At 40.2% G+C, this 16,754-nt stretch carries 17 protein-coding genes and 1 riboswitch; of the genes, 9 read left to right on the top strand and 8 right to left on the bottom strand.

Going from position 1 to position 16,754, the window contains the following annotated elements:
• Nucleotides 1–12: 12 nt before the first annotated feature.
• The 5 genes from M8E35_RS15605 (at nt 13) to M8E35_RS15585 (ending at nt 4,100) form a co-directional block, all read left to right on the top strand.
• Nucleotides 13–384, top strand: coding sequence for a GntR family transcriptional regulator (locus M8E35_RS15605; protein ID WP_252470122.1), 372 nt, complete (start codon nt 13–15; stop codon nt 382–384).
• Nucleotides 381–1,079 (top strand): ABC transporter ATP-binding protein, encoded by a 699-nt coding sequence (locus M8E35_RS15600; RefSeq protein ID WP_252470121.1) that lies wholly within the window; start codon nt 381–383, stop codon nt 1,077–1,079. Before M8E35_RS15605 ends, M8E35_RS15600 begins: the two co-directional genes overlap by 4 nt.
• Nucleotides 1,073–1,873, top strand: a complete 801-nt coding sequence (locus tag M8E35_RS15595) for a hypothetical protein (RefSeq protein ID WP_252470120.1) — start codon at nt 1,073–1,075, stop codon at nt 1,871–1,873. The genes M8E35_RS15600 and M8E35_RS15595 overlap by 7 nt, the downstream gene beginning before the upstream one ends.
• Before the next feature lie 323 nt (nt 1,874–2,196).
• Nucleotides 2,197–2,643, top strand: coding sequence for a MarR family winged helix-turn-helix transcriptional regulator (locus tag M8E35_RS15590; protein WP_252470119.1), 447 nt, complete (start codon nt 2,197–2,199; stop codon nt 2,641–2,643).
• A gap of 14 nt (nt 2,644–2,657) precedes the next feature.
• Nucleotides 2,658–4,100: an MATE family efflux transporter gene (locus tag M8E35_RS15585; protein WP_252470117.1), complete on the top strand. Its 1,443-nt coding sequence runs from the start codon at nt 2,658–2,660 to the stop codon at nt 4,098–4,100.
• Between the two features lie 79 nt (nt 4,101–4,179).
• Here the strand turns inward: M8E35_RS15585 and M8E35_RS15580 are convergent, their stop codons facing one another.
• From M8E35_RS15580 to M8E35_RS15570, 3 genes are all read right to left on the bottom strand, one after another.
• Complete coding sequence (locus M8E35_RS15580) at nt 4,180–4,317, bottom strand: hypothetical protein (protein WP_252470115.1); 138 nt, start codon at nt 4,315–4,317, stop codon at nt 4,180–4,182.
• A gap of 114 nt (nt 4,318–4,431) precedes the next feature.
• Nucleotides 4,432–5,694, bottom strand: a complete 1,263-nt coding sequence (lysA, locus tag M8E35_RS15575; protein WP_252470113.1) for a diaminopimelate decarboxylase — start codon at nt 5,692–5,694, stop codon at nt 4,432–4,434.
• Between the two features lie 94 nt (nt 5,695–5,788).
• Nucleotides 5,789–5,962: riboswitch (Lysine riboswitch) on the bottom strand.
• A 68-nt stretch (nt 5,963–6,030) separates the two neighbouring features.
• A complete protein-coding gene (locus tag M8E35_RS15570) occupies nt 6,031–6,381 on the bottom strand; it encodes a thioredoxin family protein (RefSeq protein WP_252470111.1) in 351 nt (116 codons plus the stop codon).
• Nucleotides 6,382–6,493: 112 nt separating this feature from the next.
• Between M8E35_RS15570 and M8E35_RS15565 the strand changes: the two genes are divergently transcribed.
• Nucleotides 6,494–7,666: an MFS transporter gene (locus M8E35_RS15565; RefSeq protein WP_252470109.1), complete on the top strand. Its 1,173-nt coding sequence runs from the start codon at nt 6,494–6,496 to the stop codon at nt 7,664–7,666.
• Nucleotides 7,667–7,792: 126 nt separating this feature from the next.
• Here M8E35_RS15565 and M8E35_RS15560 read toward each other — a convergent pair whose 3' ends face one another.
• Both M8E35_RS15560 and M8E35_RS15555 read right to left on the bottom strand, forming a co-directional pair.
• Entirely contained in the window at nt 7,793–9,403 is a 1,611-nt protein-coding gene (locus M8E35_RS15560; protein WP_252470107.1) for a hypothetical protein, read from the bottom strand.
• A 644-nt stretch (nt 9,404–10,047) separates the two neighbouring features.
• Nucleotides 10,048–10,398: a hypothetical protein gene (locus M8E35_RS15555; protein WP_252470105.1), complete on the bottom strand. Its 351-nt coding sequence runs from the start codon at nt 10,396–10,398 to the stop codon at nt 10,048–10,050.
• 540 nt (nt 10,399–10,938) lie between these two features.
• Here M8E35_RS15555 and M8E35_RS15550 point away from each other — a divergent pair.
• Together M8E35_RS15550 and M8E35_RS15545 are read left to right on the top strand one after the other, a co-directional pair.
• On the top strand, nt 10,939–11,844 hold the full coding sequence (locus tag M8E35_RS15550; protein ID WP_252470103.1) for a formate/nitrite transporter family protein: 906 nt from the start codon (nt 10,939–10,941) through the stop codon (nt 11,842–11,844).
• 263 nt (nt 11,845–12,107) lie between these two features.
• On the top strand, nt 12,108–13,841 hold the full coding sequence (locus tag M8E35_RS15545; protein WP_252470101.1) for a cell wall-binding repeat-containing protein: 1,734 nt from the start codon (nt 12,108–12,110) through the stop codon (nt 13,839–13,841).
• 113 nt (nt 13,842–13,954) lie between these two features.
• Here the strand turns inward: M8E35_RS15545 and M8E35_RS15540 are convergent, their stop codons facing one another.
• From M8E35_RS15540 to hgcA, 3 genes are all read right to left on the bottom strand, one after another.
• Entirely contained in the window at nt 13,955–14,116 is a 162-nt protein-coding gene (locus M8E35_RS15540) for a hypothetical protein (protein WP_252470100.1), read from the bottom strand.
• Nucleotides 14,117–14,402: 286 nt separating this feature from the next.
• Nucleotides 14,403–14,702, bottom strand: coding sequence for a mercury methylation ferredoxin HgcB (gene hgcB, locus M8E35_RS15535; protein WP_252470099.1), 300 nt, complete (start codon nt 14,700–14,702; stop codon nt 14,403–14,405).
• Nucleotides 14,703–14,719: 17 nt separating this feature from the next.
• Nucleotides 14,720–15,733, bottom strand: coding sequence for a mercury methylation corrinoid protein HgcA (hgcA, locus tag M8E35_RS15530; RefSeq protein ID WP_252470098.1), 1,014 nt, complete (start codon nt 15,731–15,733; stop codon nt 14,720–14,722).
• Nucleotides 15,734–16,202: 469 nt separating this feature from the next.
• On the opposite strand from hgcA, the gene M8E35_RS15525 reads away from it, so the two are divergent.
• Nucleotides 16,203–16,751 (top strand): ubiquitin, encoded by a 549-nt coding sequence (locus tag M8E35_RS15525; protein WP_252470097.1) that lies wholly within the window; start codon nt 16,203–16,205, stop codon nt 16,749–16,751.
• The last annotated feature ends 3 nt before the right edge of the window (nt 16,752–16,754 follow it).

Genomic DNA, 16,754 nt, shown 5'->3' with positions numbered 1-16,754 from the left:
GGGGTGATACAAATGCCATGGGAATTAAAATCTGACAGACCTATTTACACCCAGCTAATTGAACAAATTGAGCTGATGATATTTTCCGGTGTTTATCCCTTGGGGTCAAAACTCCCTTCGGTACGGGATATGGCCCAAGAGGCCGCGGTAAATCCCAATACCATGCAGAAGGCTCTGGTGAAGTTGGAGGAAGATGGCCTAATAATTACGCACCGCACAAGCGGTCGGTCGATTACGGAGGATGCACGTATGGTTGAAATGGCAAAAACTAAGTTGGCTCAGGAGCAAATCTCAGACTTCCTTGAAAAAATGCAGTTGATGGGCTTTGAACAAAAGGAGATCTTAACCATTATTGATAACATGGTAAAGGAGATGAAAAAATGAGCACTATCTTAGAATGTAACGACCTTACCAAAAAATTCGGAAGCAAAACTGCCGTATCTGCCGTTAATCTAAAGATAGAGCGCGGGCAAATTGTAGGGCTTCTGGGGCCTAACGGCAGCGGCAAAAGCACCATCATTAAACTTGCCAACGAACTCTTGACACCCACCAGTGGGAATATTCTTATTGGGGGTAAGAAACCAGGTACCGAGACCAAGAAAATCGTATCCTACCTCCCGGAAAAGACTTATTTGAATGATTGGATGCGCGTACACCAAATTATTGAGCTGTTCTCCGATTTCTATAATGATTTCAAACCGGAGAAGGCTTACGATATGCTTAAAACTCTCAATATCAACCCTGATGACAGGCTGAAAACTATGTCTAAAGGAACGAAGGAAAAAGTGCAGTTAATTCTTGTTATGAGCCGGGAAGCAGAACTTTATCTTTTAGATGAACCTATTGGCGGCGTGGACCCAGCTGCCAGGGATTATATTCTTCAAACTATTCTCCGCAATTACAATGAAAATGCAACGGTGATTATCTCGACCCACCTGATTTCAGATATAGAGAATATCTTGGATTATGTAGTTTTTATTAATCAGGGCCAAGTGGTTTTGACCTCTTCTGTAGATGATATCCGAGATGAGAAAGGCAAGTCTGTCGATGCTTTATTCAGGGAGGTGTTCAAATGTTAAGCAAGCTTTTAAAGTACGAAATTAAAGCTACCGGAAGGATATTTCTGCCACTATTTCTCGCTTTGCTGACGTTTGCCGGAATCACACGATTTATCTATTCAATAGGTCCGGAGAAATGGGACGCCCCCGCAAGCATCAGCATGGCTATCTATATTATCATTATGGTAGGGATGTTCGTCATGACCTTTATTATGATGATTCAACGCTTTTATAAAAATCTGCTTTCCGATGAGGGCTATTTGATGCTTACTCTGCCAGTAAAGCCCTGGAAGCATATTTTCAGTAAGCTTCTGGTTTCTATGCTGTGGATGATAACCAGTGGGATCGTCGCCTTGATTTCGATCTTCATTATAACTCTCGAAAAAGGAGACATCACCAAAATCACTGTGGGATTAGCAAGTTTTTATGACGAAGCTTTTGCACCTTTAGGCGCTTCGATGTACCTTTTCTCGTTTGAGATTATTATTGGTGTTTTAATAACCCTAGCTTCAGGCATCTTGATCTTATACGCCTCAATTGCCCTTGGACACCTATTCAGTAAGCACAAAATGCTGGCCTCCTTCGGAGCATTTATTGTCCTCAGTACTCTTTCCCAGATCCTTTTCCAGTTTATCAGTTTGATCCCTGGAATGGACTCTTTTGCCAACATCCATATCTCTTCCAATGATTTCATAGGCATGCAGCATGCAATTCAATGGGCGATGGCTTTGGGAATTATTTTCACCGGACTTCTATGTGCAGCCTACTTTGCAGTGACTAATTTTATTTTAAGCAAACGACTGAATTTGGAATAAGGCACACAGATCAACCTTTTGCATATTACATTTTATTGTGCGGTCAGGATTGAAACAATCCTGGCCTTTGTCTTTTCTGCCGTGACTCAGAATATAAAGCAATTGCAGAATACCAAAAACATATTTGCTATATTGCAGATAATTTTCAACTGACTAAAGACTTTCCCCCAGCTATTAATTAGTTTGGCACGGGTGGGTTTTTATTTGCTTAATTACTTTTATTTTATACTTGACCAAGGTAAATAAACGGAGTAAACTATGTTAGTATTCTTACAGTTAGTATTCTTATAGTTAGATTTCTAATTAGATAGGTGGTAGAGAGCTTGAATTATTCTGAAACTAGGGAATTACATGATCTACTATTTAGCTTTATGGATATGTTTCACGAAAAATTTCTTTATTCCTTTAGAAATAAGAATGAAAGTAAAACTGGAATGAAGAAAAATCACGCCAAAATCATCATGATGTTATATCGGTTTAAAAGTCTGACCTCCACAGAAATTGCTAAGATGTTATATATGGAGAAAGGCAGTGTAACCACATTAATAGACCAATTGACAGAGTTTGGTTTTGTTGTTCGTTGCAATGTTGCTAATGACCGTCGAAAGTCCTTAGTTTTGCTGACTGATTCCGGAAAAGCACAAATGGAGATTATTATTGCAAATCACATCCAAAGTATGGACGAACTATTTCACGATATAGATTCCACTGAAATAGAACAATTTGCAGACAACCTAAAGAACGTCGTGAAATTTATGAACAAATTATAGAAGGTGGATTAATTATGAGTAATGAATTAGCTATGGGGAAGCAGAACGTTGGCAGTTTGCTTTGGAAATTTTCCCTTCCAGCAATCGTCGGGATGCTGGTGAACGCACTTTATAATATTATTGACAGAATATTTGTTGGCCGCGGAATTGGATCACTCGCCATTGCGGCGACAACAGTGGCCTTTCCAATCATGCTTATTATGATGGCCTTTTCGATGCTGATAGGGATTGGGGCTACAGCGTTAATCTCGATACGTCTGGGAGAACAGAAAAAGGAAGAAGCGGAAAAAATCATCGGCAACGCCTTGACGATGTTAATTATCTTACCCCTAATTATATCGATCATCTATCTCCTTTTTTCCGACCCCATTCTGATTCTATTTGGTGCCAGTCCGGAAGTCTTACCATATGCCAGAGATTTCACGCACATTATCATGTTGGGTTCCGTTTTAGGTTCACTCGGTATGGGCATGAACAACTTCATAAGAGCAGAAGGCAATCCCAGATTGGCCATGATTACACAACTAACGGGCACATTTATCAACGTGGTGCTAAACTATATCTTTATCTTTAAAATGGGCTTAGGTATTAAAGGATCAGCTTTGGCAACAATATCAGGTCAGATGGTTACTACTCTCTTGGTATTAAGCTATTTCTTTTCAGGACGAAGCATAGTAAAAATTAGGTTGCGAAATATGAAACCTCAGATGGCTATACTAACCAGTATCGTTGCCATAGGATTCGCACCATTTGCTATGCAGCTTGCTAACAGTCTTCAAAATCTGATTCTCAACAAAAGCCTGTTCGCCTATGGCGGAGATTTAGCTTTGTCTGCCGTAGGAATCATTATGAGCGTCTCTTTGTTACTATTGATGCCTGTCGTAGGCGTTAGTCAGGGAGCTCAACCCATTATTGGTTATAATTATGGAGCGAAGCAATATGCCCGAGTAAAAGAGACTTTGCAGAAGGCAGCCATCGCAGGCACCGGGATCTCTATCATTGGCTTTTTAGCTATATATCTATGGCCAACACAAATTGTGGGACTGTTCAGCAACAACGATGTGGCGCTTACGAAAATGACGGCTGATGCCATGCTTGTATATTTTGCGTTGTGCCCTTTGATTGGTTTTCAAATCATTGGTTCCAGTTACTTTCAAGCAGTGGGAAAAGCAATCCCCTCCATTATACTCAGTCTGTCCAGACAGGTTTTACTGTTTATCCCTCTCTTAATATTCTTGCCGAAATTCTGGGGAATCGACGGCATCTGGAGAACAGCCCCTATTGCAGATGGATTAGCAACATTATTAACCGCTATCCTGATTTATTTAGAAATGAAACACATTGCTAAGATGCGACATGATCAAGCATCACGCGAAGACAAGAAGATGGATCATGTTGCCGCAAACCATTTTGGGGGCACCGATAATAGACCATCCCCCCTAACCGGACGAAGCTAGGCATTGTCTGAAAGCCTGATCTCATGCACCACGTCTAAGTGGAAATACCCTCCTGCGTTAAAATTAGCGCAGGAGGGTATTAATCTTTGCAGATGTTTCGGATCACTGGGGAAGTCTCCGCAACCTCTCCTTGGCTATACATTCCCAGGACTAACTGAAACGCTGGAACTAAAAAACAGCCACCCGTGATGAGATCACAGGTGGTTGTCTTTTCCACGTTAAGACTCCCAGCTCTATAAGGGGAGTAGTGCCCCGTACTCTGGTTCGGTGAAAGTTGACTCCCTCACTAAAGTCTTGATGTTCACCTTTAGTTGAAACGCATCTACAGGGATTAAAAATCCTCTAGCCCTGAAAAATCCAAAGTAGCAAAAAGGTCCTCAATCGTCTCCTCTCTCCGGATAACTTCCACACTGCCGTCCATTTTGAGGAGCAATTCTGCCGAGCGCAATTTGCCATTATAGTTAAATCCCATAGCATGGCCATGTGCTCCAGTATCATGGATAACAGCAATATCCCCAATATCCATTCTAGGTAACGCCCTATCTATGGCAAATTTGTCGTTGTTCTCACACAACCCCCCTGTTACATCATAAATGTAATCAGCTGGCCAATCCTCTTTGCCCATCACTGTGATGTGGTGATAAGCCCCATAGAGACCCGGACGCATTAAGTTAGCCATACAGGCATCTAACCCTACATAATTTTTATATATTTCTTTCTTGTGCAATACCTTGGTTACTAAATAACCATAGGGACCCATGATCATCCGTCCGCTCTCCAGGGCGATCTTCAAAGGGTCCAGCCCCTTAGCAACAATCAATTCGTCGTAAGCCTTCTTTATCCCTTTGCCTATAGCATCCAGGCTAACGGGTTCTTGATCCGGTCGATAAGGAATACCAATACCTCCGCCCAAATTTACAAATTCAATTCTGATCCCTAATTTCTCGTTTATCTCCCCGATAAGCTTAAACATCATAGTGGCAGTCTCTATAAAATACTTAGAATCAAGTTCATTAGATATAATCATTGTGTGAATCCCGAAGCGTTCTACTCCTTTTTCTCGGGCAATTTGATAGGCTTCAAAAATTTGCGACTTTGTTAAACCGTATTTAGCGTCAGCCGGTTTGCCGATAATCGCATTCCCTCCATCGCGTAAGCGGCCCGGATTATAGCGAAATGATATGATTTCAGGCATACCGATATTTTTTTCCAAAAAATCGATATGAGTAATGTCATCAAGATTAATAATTGCACCTAATTCTTTGGCCTTTTTATATTCTTGAACAGGGGTATTATTGGAGGTGAACATAATGTTTTCATCAAAAATTCGAGCCTTTTCCGCTAAAATTAGTTCAGCCATTGAACTGCAATCCGCTCCGAATCCTTCCTCACGCAAGATTTTAAGGATATATGGGTTAGGCGTTGCTTTGACCGCAAAGTACTCTTTAAACTCCGGTGCCCAACTGAATGCCTCAATTAATTTCCGGGCATTTTTCCGGATAGCCGCTTCATCATAAATATGAAAAGGTGAACCGTATCGGTCGATCAATGTCTCCAGCTGTTGCTTGTCAAAAGGTAATGTTTTTTCTGCCACTAATGTTCTCCCCTTACTTCAATTTATACTCTAAATAATAAGAAAACAGTTTAAAGAGCGCACTCCTAAACTGCTTAAATATCTAAGCCAATCTTTAAGAGATAGTGCTCCACCCAAAGTTTGGGTGACAGTCATGTACCTATTAAATACATAACCAGTAAAAGTCCTTATACCGCAGCTTTTACTTCGGCAATTATTCCTTTCGGCACACCTCATCGCTGGATCGCTTAGTGTACTTACTCTTAATAACCGCGCCTCTATCAAATTATTGAGTTGTTTAATTATGCAACAATGTTTAAATAAATGTCAATCAAATTTTAATATTTGTCATAGTTTCTACTCTTCAGATTGCCCTGTTTGCACTGATTTTATGAAATTTAATGTCCTTTCGACTTTTAGAAAATCAATAAATCGGCTTTCTCTCAAAATTTCTCTGCCTTCGTAAAATATTAAAATAGTCGGTACTGTAAATACTGAGGATTGCCCAGCTATTTCTGTTTGTTCAGCGACAGATATTTTTATTACTTTAATCGGATAGCCTTCTGCTAGACTCATTAGTTTCGGGAAAACGGCCTGGCAAACATTACAATCTACGGAGCTAAAATATAGAATTACCTGTTTCTCTTCTGCCATCAACTGTTCGAGGTGCTCTTTTGTCTCAATAATAACTGCCGATTCCATGCTCATTTCTATTGACTCTCCCTGCTTTAGATTTACCCCAATTTAAGGAATATCTTAATCTTGTGCGGCTTAATCATAAACAAACTCATAGCCGATATATTGATTATGGGTGATTTAATTGCGTCTGACCTTAAGAGAAACCATTTATCTTCTTACCGGATGGCTCACCTTATTTATTATTGGCACTGATTTGTTCGTTATATCCCCATTATTGCCGTTTATCGCCAAAGAATATGGAATAACACCCGCTGTTGCAGGGTGGATAGTTACCGTATTTTCGCTTATGTATGCCATTAGTGCTCCACTGTTCGGGTGGCTTTCAGACCGCAAAGGTCGCCGCCCTTTTATTGTATTCGGTTTATTAGCTTTTTGCCTATCGAACTTTTTAACAGCCATTTCCCCTTCATTTACTATGTTAATAATCAGTCGCATTTTTGCTGGTTTATCTGTAGCAGCTATAACCCCTTTAGTCTATGCAATTATTGGCGACGCAGCCTTACCTGAACACAGAGGGGTATGGCTTTCCGTTGTAGTATCTGGACATCTTATGGCATTATGGGCAGGTGCACCTATCGGAACTATGTTAGAACAAGTTCTCGGATGGCGTGCTATTTTTATAGGTTTAGCAATAATTGCTGCTTTACTGTCAATTTTAAACTTTAGAGTCTGGGCATCAATACAAAAAGTACATTCCGTAGAGGCACCGACAAAAGGCAGTGTATTAAGAATTATTTCCGCAGTAAGTGTAACTGCTTTTTGGGCAATTGCTATGTATGCTCTTTACGTCTTTCTTGGGACAGGATTGGTTCTATATAATCATTTTTCGTCAGGTGAACTTGCAGCTTCAATTACCGCTTTTGGTATAGGGGCTGTAATTGGCAGTTTGGGCAGTGGGAGAGTGACAGATAAAATTGGTACAAGAATGGTATCAATTTTCAGTACAGCCATTCTTATCGGCGTACTTGCCCTATTAGGCCTTTTCTTCTCATCAGGAACTTTGGTCTATTTTTTGTTATTCTTGTGGGCACTAACAGGATATGCTTCCTTTACTTCATACCAAGCTCGTTTAGCAGAAGAATTTCCAGATACTCGAGGAATGGCACTTGCCTTAAACAATACAGCATTATATATCGGAATCACTCTTGGCTCTATGACAGGCAGTTTGGTTATTGCAAAATGCGGTTTTTTTGCCTTACCATTTATCTGCAGCGGGATAGCCTTAATAAGCTGCTTAATATCTGCTAAAAGGAAGAGGCATACTCCTAATGCAGCTGTAAAGCCATCATCTTAGCCAGACCTAGGTAAGATGACTCCAAGCAATGCAGCTTGCAATTGTTTGAAATAAATAAGGGGACATGTTCGTTATTTTGGTTTCAAATCCAAAATATTGAACCTGCCCCCTTGTTTGTGCGTTCCTTTAATGTAGGTTCACAATACTATTTACCGTTTCTTTGTCTTCTACATATTTAACGCTGATCGTTTCACCTATTTTCAGGAAGGGTAATCTTTCTGATTTGGAGATATTCGCTGTAAAGACATCCGCCTGTCCTTCTAACAGAATATAGTAATACGTATTCCCTTCGATAACGACATTTTGGATATCCGTAATCTTAGCTGATACTTCAAATTCCTCTTTGGGAACTTGTGCATCTTTTCCTATTGTTCCAGCACCTCCAACTGTAAACTTTTCGTAGGTTTCTTCTACAGTGACACCTGTTATTACTTTTTGATAATCCCCAGCATCTACTAAAGCATACATCTTAATAAGCCCTGCGTTGTCTTTCAATGCAATGAAATAGGTTGGTTTTCCGTTGATATTTAAAAGCAGAGGGAAAGTTGAGATATAACCTTTCTCTTGTACTGCACCTTGGGCACTATCCATAGCGGAATACTCTTCGGCTGACGGTATACTGTAAAATGTCGTTTCTTTTGTCCGTAGATTGACCAAGATAAAACCGATATTTGATTCATCACGCACCACAGATGTTATTCCCGTATACAAATATACATCATCATTAATTGCCAGATAATTGTATCCATCTGTTGTCGCCAGAACCCCTCGCTGGCCGACTATCGAATTCAAAAAACCGCCTTGATATTTTCCATTATAATTAACTTGTTCTAACACTAGTTCGGACTCAAAGACTCTATCAACCCATGTAGGAACATCTTCTATACTTATTTTTTGATGCTCTCCTGTTGAAGCATTCAGCATAATTACATTTTTAACATCAGTCCCACCAAATAGACCGATTTTCTTTTCATGGACAGCTACAATCCAATAAGGCGTTCCTTCTTCATCTACTTCAAAGCTGAAGTCTCCTAAAATATCGGTCATATAATTAAATCGTAAGAATCTTTTTAGATTACTGCCAAACCGTTCACTTTCAGAATACATGATATTCTGTTTTGGTTTTTCTAAAGTTACTTCTCCATTAATCATATCGACCATAATAATATTTGGAATTCCAGCTTCCTTATTATTGAGCCATTTAAAGAACCCAGCGTATTCCAAGGGAGAGACTCTAATTGGTTTTCCTTGGTAGTTGATTTGCGTATAATCCGAAGCTACGCTAAATTGCGAGACCAATTCAACAATCTCACCCATTTTTCTATCCCCTAGTCTTTGAGCCGTATCTCTATCAACTGTTGGGACTTGATCAAACGCTATTTCTGCAACATCTTCTGCAAAATTACCTTCCTGCTTTTCAATTAGAGTTGCGTATTGTTGGGCATGAAATAGTGGCATAGAGTAAATTGCAACTATTCCGGCGACAACTAATATCAGCACTGACGCAATGAGCAGATAAGATGATGTGGATACTTGCTTATTTAAGATGATCTTATTATTTACTATTGCAAACTGAGGCAACAGAAATAACCCTGAACCTAAAAGAAGCATTATGGATAAGTAGGTCCAAAAGCCTATTGATTGGATGTTAATAGGTACTAGTAAAAAGTAATACGAGATTAAGATAAGTGCTATCCATAGGATTGCTGTAATGATGTTCCCTTTTGCATTTTTCATATTTTGTTCCTTTCCTTGTACCAGTTATATTGACTCCATGCCCCATTACTAACGTTTATTTTAGGTATTCGCTTAAAGACTTCGCTAAAAGTAGAGAAAGTCCTTTTTATCTATGGCAAAGATACTCGCTGCAGATTACTTGACAGGTTGATATTTGGGTACTAAAAGTCTATGGCAACCATATTTAGGGTTTGCTAACCAAACCCCTTGCTTCCTCTTATGCAACGAGAATCTTACTATTTCCCGCCCCAAAATCCAAATCAAAATTTGGGCAATCCTGACAAGGGTAAGAGCCTTCTCCTCGGCTTGTCTCCAAAATCGTACGCGCGTACGATTTTGGAGACAAGCTCGCCGAGTCTGACGTTAACCTTTTTGGTTTACGCTACATCGTTTTTAACTCCATGCCCACGGTTTTTGATGCCAAAAGCCGTTTTTCCATGCATATCTTCATTAAGACAATACCCGTAAACCCTTGCGAAATCTAGACTTTTCGATAAATTAGCAAACCCTATTTATGAAGGGGATTAAATGTCTTTGGTAAATTGATACCTGCAAAAATGCCGCAATCAGGCCAGGGGTCTGATTGCGGCATTTTTGCGGTCGTCATTTTTACAACCAAGTCGAGATTAAGGGCTTTATGCCTCCTAGGAAGACATCCTTCTCTCCAACTCCAGACCGTACTCAGGCTGTGATAATCGGGCTTTTACCTTAAGAATGCTCGCTCGTCTTCTTTCGTCTGATCTCCTGCTAAATTCCAAGCCATTCATTGTAATAATTTCCTGTTTTTTATGAATCTTAACGTAAAAGATAAGGGAACCGATGACAGCAAAAAAGATTGCTAACACAAAGTAGCTCGTTGCTAGAGATATATAAATTGTATAGTCATAAGTATTTGCTTGTGCAGTAATTACGTCCTTAATGAGCAAGACTTTTGAATAACCCATTCCATAGAACAATAAAGAGGAAAGATAACAAATTACAGTTACATTTGGCATATTTACACCCTCCAATTAATCCAGACGATATTTTGATCTTCGAAATTGACAATTAAGGACCCATTGCCCTTTCTTTATAAGTACTTAATTCCTTATTAACCACACATTGCCCAATCTCCAGTAATGCATTCGGTACATCCTCCTACATGTATCAGTCTGTTCCGACACACTGGGCACTTGCCGTTGTGGATTAGCCACTGTTCACAGGGCTCCAGGCAATAGGTCTTTCGGTTGCAATCTACGCATGCATCGTTCATTATATTCGCCTCTCAGTACAGGTATTTGTAATTTATACGAACCTATGTTCTTATTATAGCGATATTCTGTACGAATATCAATACAAAACTGTTCTTTTTTGCAATAAGATTTACTTTGATTAGGAGTCTGTTAATCTTACACCAACCTTTTAAAGCGCAGAAATCAGGCATGGAGCCTGATTTCTGCGCTTTTATGTTGTCGTCAGACGTACTGGTTTAGTATATTTTAAAGCTTATTCTACAGAATAATATTCAGATGTTTAGAGAGACGAGGCGATATTGTTTGGAACAAAGACCTATGAATACCGTTGAAGCAGTAGAAGAAACAATTAAAGTTGGTGAGAATAAGGCGGCTAAAACCCATACCTTTCAAACACTCATAGCGGGAATCCTTGCGGGTACATTTATAGCACTTGGGGCATTCGCAGCGGCTATGGCATCTCATGGTATGGAAAACATCGGGCTTGCTAAGCTTGTTGCGGGAACAATTTTCCCTGTGGGACTTATATTAATTGTAATTTGTGGAGGAGAGCTTTTTACAGGTAATACCCTCCTTATCTTAGCTTTCATCGAAAAAAAGATAACTGCCAGACAAATGCTTAGAAACTGGATTATTGTCTATATCGGAAATTTTATCGGAACATTGCTTATTGCGTTTTTAGTATTTAATTCAGGATTACTTTCAACCAATGAAGGAATGCTTGGAGGCTATGCCCTCAAGGTTGCCGCCTACAAGGGGGGTCTCACTTTCATTCAGGCATTTTCCAGCGGAATACTCTGTAATCTCTTGGTATGTCTTGCAGTTTGGGGATCATACACTGCAAGTGATGTATTTGGCAAGATATTAATCATTTGGTTTCCTGTAATGACGTTTATCGTATCTGGCTTTGAGCACAGTGTTGCTAACATGTATTATTTTACAATAGCGGCCCTTGCCAAGCTAAATAGCACATTTATTGAAGCTGCGCATATAGGGGATCAAATTGCAAATATCAATCTTGTCCATATTCTATCGAATATAATACCTGTTACTCTCGGCAATATCGTTGGTGGCGCCTTTTTTGTAGGGTTAGCTTATTGGGCAGGCTATAAGTACATTCCAAATCTATATAAGCTGGAAAAGGGTGCTTCTAAACAAAAATATAAAGCTCAATTTCGAAGAATCCGATCTCATCTAAGTGGAAAATAGGCGTGGTAAATATTGTAATTAACTACTAACTAACAATAATTATAATTGCCTGTAACCTTATGATTTTTTCGTCAACCACAGGCTTTTATTTGAGAGGTTGTCTCTCGAAAATCTTTACCCTTCTATATTTAGTTGAGATAATTTCCAAGTTATTTATAAAACGTGGATTTTAAGGCCTGACTTCCAAATTCTTGTACTTGAAGATCAGATGGAAGTAAGCTTTAATAACAATAGCTTTACTATTAACTTTAAAGGAGATTAATATGATTATTAAACCACTGAGGAAAAAGTTATTAAGCTCATTTATTGTGCTCTTTTTCACAGGAACAATCCTTTCGGCCTCAGTCGTTTCATATTCTAAACCGGCATTTGGTGCGGATACACCTGATCAATCTAGAGGTGCCAGCTTATCGACCGTTTCAGCAGGTATTGCCCATAGCTTAGCTATCAGCAGTGATGGGACCGTTTGGGCTTGGGGAGATAATTCAGAGGGTCAACTGGGTAATAATAGCAGCGATCTTCAAAATAGTCCAACTCCTGTCCAGGTAAGCGACTTAACGAACGTTGTCGCGGTTGCCGCAGGGGGGGCTCATAGTTTAGCCTTGAAAAAAGACGGAACTGTTTGGGGCTGGGGAACTAATGAGTTATTTCAGCTTGGAGATCGTACTAACGGGGAAAACTGGAGTACGCCACTTCAGATTAGCGGACTAAATAATGTGCATGCCATTGTGGCAGGAACTTATCTTAGCCTGGTCTTAAAAACTGACGGCACAGTATGGGCCTGGGGGGGTAACTTATGGGGGCAACTCGGCGATGCCGTCCCCTTTGAAGAAGAGCCCGCTTCAATGAATCCCGTTCAAGTTAAAGGATTAACCAATGTAACAGGTATATCTTCTGGGTTAGGGTTTGTTATTGCCCGACAAAACGGCGGAAACATCTGGACCTGGGGGGGCAATAGTGATGGTCAGCTTGGGAACAACACGTATGGCGGACCCATTGTAACCGGAGATATTAGTGATCCAGAGGGAGAATTAATATCCGGTGTCAATTCGCCTGTTAAGAGTTTGATCCAAGTTGGATCGTTCCAAAATACTTCTCTCACAAGATTATCTGGTTTTGATGCGATGGAAACCTCGGTAAAAATATCCCAAGAGGGATGGCCTAATGGGGCTTCGACAGCTATTCTAGCAACAGTTGTTAATTTTCCAGATGCACTGGCAGCCGCGCCGTTGGCTCATCAATATGATGCTCCGGTCTTGCTTACGGAGAGCAAACATTTAACAACCGCTGTTGAACTAGAGCTTGGACGTTTAAAACCTTCCAAAGTGATCATTGTGGGTGGAACAGCTGTCGTTTCCAAAGAGGTGGAAGATCTTCTTAAGCAACAGTATGAGGTTACGCGTTTATCCGGATATGATCAATATGAAACTGCGGCACAAATTGCCAATTACTTGCACTTTATAAATCCTGAAATCTCTGGAAAAGTGGTTATCGCCTATGGCGGTAATTTCCCTGATGCCTTAGCCATCTCCTCATGGGCTGCCTATCAAGGGATTCCTATCTTGCTCACAGAACAGGGGAAACTTCCTCAGGCCACTAAAACTGCTCTTCAAGACCTAAATGTAACGGAAACGATCGTTGTTGGCGGTACTGCGGTCGTCAGTGCACAGGTTGAAGCACAGTTGACTGGCGTAAAACGCTATGCTGGAATCGATCAGTATCAAACAGGTATCGCCATCGCTAATGGTCTAGGGAATAGCCTTAATAGTATTTATCTGGCAACTGGCGACAACTTTCCGGATGCCTTAGCGGGTTCGGCATTGGCAGCCAGAACCGGAAGTCCTATCATCTTAGTGGATAAATACCTCAACAGCACTGCAGTGACAAATTTCTTGATGGATCACAACCTTAATATTAAGAAGGCAAGTATTTTAGGAGGAACTGCAGTCATAACTCCAACAGTCTTCGAGAAAATCACTCGTTTCTTTACGTTATAAAATTTACTGTAACTCCTTTATCAACATGTGAGGATTTCTAAAACAGACCCCCTTGATAACACGAAGTATGTTTAACGTACAACGTGATTTCAAGGGGGTTTTTGGAGAATCTCTTAGATTACAAGAGCTACGAGCAACAGCGAACTTATCTCTGCGTCACTGTATCCACCTATACGAGAACGGCCAAAAAATCTAGGCTGAAAATTACTGCCGACCGGCGCACCATAACTGCCATATTTACTTAATCTGCTCCCACCGATACGACCTCTGAACATACTTTCTACTCCTTCCAAGATACAGTTCAAACTCGGAGTTTTCACAGTATAAATTAATAAACTTCATGTGCAGTTCAACAAATTTAAAATTAGTATAGACAGCTTAAAATACTATATGTTTATACTTAATATTTTGAGACAATCAATTATTTTTTTAGTAAAGAAGCATAGATTATAATTCTGGACAAGGTCTAACATGGCAGGCAAAAGTCTTTCCCAAATGGCGTTTATACAGGACACTTTATATAGGAATTAATTAATTAATTCATCCATTAAAATACATGCATTAACAGCAGCTGTCTCCACTGCCCCCCGAACAATCGCAACTCGGCTCTGTTCCAGTCAGCCAGCCCATAATGATAGCGTAAGCACAACCCACACCCGGCTTAACTTCAATGGCATTAAACGGACAGTTTTTAACGCAAGCACCGCATTCCATACAGCGGTCCTTATCGAGAATGACCGATTTCCTGTCTTCTATTATAAATACATTATGGGGGCAAACCTCAAGGCACCTGCCGCAACCCCTGCATTGATCTGAGTTCAGTTTCAAAGTAGCAACATTTTTTAAATATCGATTTTTCATATCTAACAAAAACCTCCTTAGAGTTTAATAAAGCTATCAACTAAAATCAGAACGATTCCCAAGACGATTGAGATGATTATCGCTGGAACTGCTTTTCTCATCTCTTTCAAGACCCCAGAAAAAGAAGTGAATGTCGAAGAACCTGTAAAGTTCATTGCTAAATAAGCTGATACAGGGGGCATAATAAAAATATACCCCAGAGCTCTCAAAATACTGTACTGAGGAACAGCGGTCCATCCATTCCATCCATTAAGAATGTTAACAGTGACAGCCCAGATAAATCCCAACAACCAGCCTTTCCACGCGAAAGGACTGCCTGGAATCCATGGCAGTAAGACCGGAGTTAAAACGCATCCTATGATGACTGCTCCTATATAAGCGTAAAAATCAACGATTCCAAAAGGTCCTAAGCCAAGTAGATTCAATAGAAAGAGCACCCCAAAAATCATCAAGGAAACTTTTGAAGTCCCAACAAGTTCTATCGGAGTCAGCACAAGTCGGTCATACGCAGTGAACTTGACCCTGCGCATTTCTGACGTTGCTTTCATTCCTGACTTGAGAAATTCTTGGAGATCCTTGGCCCTCACTGGGCCATAAACCACTTTGAAGCCAGAAAACTTGGTAACTTCGTGTGCACTTATACCCGGTGCCCCCAACTGTGGTACAATAACCGTTCTGTGAGAGACAACCTTCTCAAGTTGTACAATAGCCATTCGGTTTAGCAGCTCTTGGGTACCAAAAGTTCCCTTCCCGGCTGCACACCATACATTGACCCCTTTGGTGTCCAGCACTAAAATCCAAGCATTGACCTCCATCAATTCTTTTCTTAAGCTATCGAAGCTCATTTTGTAATTAGCGGAAACAAGGACTGGAGAATTACTATCTGGTTTTCCCACACTATAGAGTCCAGGTTCCACTTTAAAGTTCATTCTGTTAATTCCCCAACGAGCCTTCCAGGTCCCTAATTTATCATTAAACGTTAATTCAGCTGAAGTCTGGATGATTTTCAATTCTCTGTTGGAAATTTCCATATTAGCGACACCTCTTCAAAAGATTTGGGATATAATTAAAAGACAGGCTTGGGAATATAGATAAATATCTATATCATAACCATATTATACTTCTTACATAGATCACTGTCTATATAGGGGTGAGATTTATCCAGCTACAATCAATCTCGAGGGACTATCTCTTCTTATTAAGCATTCTTAAACTTAGCTTAGAAACGGCATCCTAATTATGAAATAGTATCTTAAATATAGTAGTTAAATCATTGTAGATACTGCCAAGTGACAAACTTTCTAAAAGTAGAACAATAAGATCCGGAGTATTAAGGCCACCGGACGGACAAGTTAAGATAAGAGTCTCTTGAAAAGCCCGTGGTTATGAGATAGAATTTTTTTAATCCGATTTTAATTTTTAACAAATTCTCCTTGAAGTCTTTTGGGTTAGAATACAAACATACTCAATTACATCACAAAACACCAAGGAGGAAATTTTATGACAACCCTAGAACAAGTGGAAAAACTGCGTGCCATGGCAAATGTAACCTATGACGAGGCAAAGGTCGCTTTAGATGCCGCAAACGGAGATTTGCTAGAAGCCATTATCTACCTGGAGAAACAGGGTAAGGTAAACTCACCAAGCGGAGGCGGTTATTACAGCAGCCAAAAAACTGCGGACACAATCACAGGAGCCTACAAAGAAGCATGCTGGGAAAAGCAAGCAAAGAACTGCGACGCTGGAACAAGCTTTACTTCTCTGATGAAAAAATTCGGAGCATTTTGCATGAAGTTAATCCGCAAGGGCAACGCAAATTCCTTTGAAGTGCTCAAGGGTGAGGAAAGCAAAGCTTCTACTCCTGTCACTGGCTTTGCCTTGCTGTTGATCTTTGCCCCTTGGATTACTATTCCACTGATTATCATTGGACTATTCTTTGGTTTTCGCTATCGTTTCAACGGTCCAGATTTCAAAGACAACACCGTCAATGACGCGATGAATAGCGCGGCGGATGCAGCAATAAACCTTAAAAAGTCCATGGAAAAATAAAAT

It is taken from the genome of Desulfosporosinus nitroreducens, from assembly GCF_023897015.1.
Taxonomy (GTDB): Bacteria; Bacillota; Desulfitobacteriia; order Desulfitobacteriales; family Desulfitobacteriaceae; genus Desulfosporosinus; species Desulfosporosinus nitroreducens.
The sequence above is the reverse complement of the archived record's forward strand: the minus strand, read 5'-3'. Positions and strand labels throughout refer to the sequence as shown.

What these genes read in the sequence shown, in the direction of transcription:
- M8E35_RS15555 (WP_252470105.1), bottom strand. Translation starts at nt 10,398, where the DNA reads ATGCCAAATGTAACTGTAATTTGTTATCTTTCCTCTTTATTGTTCTAT.
- M8E35_RS15605 (WP_252470122.1), top strand. Translation starts at nt 13, where the DNA reads ATGCCATGGGAATTAAAATCTGACAGACCTATTTACACCCAGCTAATT.
- M8E35_RS15545 (WP_252470101.1), top strand. Translation starts at nt 12,108, where the DNA reads ATGATTATTAAACCACTGAGGAAAAAGTTATTAAGCTCATTTATTGTG.
- M8E35_RS15595 (WP_252470120.1), top strand. Translation starts at nt 1,073, where the DNA reads ATGTTAAGCAAGCTTTTAAAGTACGAAATTAAAGCTACCGGAAGGATA.
- M8E35_RS15525 (WP_252470097.1), top strand. Translation starts at nt 16,203, where the DNA reads ATGACAACCCTAGAACAAGTGGAAAAACTGCGTGCCATGGCAAATGTA.
- M8E35_RS15570 (WP_252470111.1), bottom strand. Translation starts at nt 6,381, where the DNA reads ATGAGCATGGAATCGGCAGTTATTATTGAGACAAAAGAGCACCTCGAA.
- hgcB (WP_252470099.1), bottom strand. Translation starts at nt 14,702, where the DNA reads ATGAAAAATCGATATTTAAAAAATGTTGCTACTTTGAAACTGAACTCA.
- M8E35_RS15600 (WP_252470121.1), top strand. Translation starts at nt 381, where the DNA reads ATGAGCACTATCTTAGAATGTAACGACCTTACCAAAAAATTCGGAAGC.
- M8E35_RS15560 (WP_252470107.1), bottom strand. Translation starts at nt 9,403, where the DNA reads ATGAAAAATGCAAAAGGGAACATCATTACAGCAATCCTATGGATAGCA.
- M8E35_RS15585 (WP_252470117.1), top strand. Translation starts at nt 2,658, where the DNA reads ATGAGTAATGAATTAGCTATGGGGAAGCAGAACGTTGGCAGTTTGCTT.
- M8E35_RS15540 (WP_252470100.1), bottom strand. Translation starts at nt 14,116, where the DNA reads ATGTTCAGAGGTCGTATCGGTGGGAGCAGATTAAGTAAATATGGCAGT.
- hgcA (WP_252470098.1), bottom strand. Translation starts at nt 15,733, where the DNA reads ATGGAAATTTCCAACAGAGAATTGAAAATCATCCAGACTTCAGCTGAA.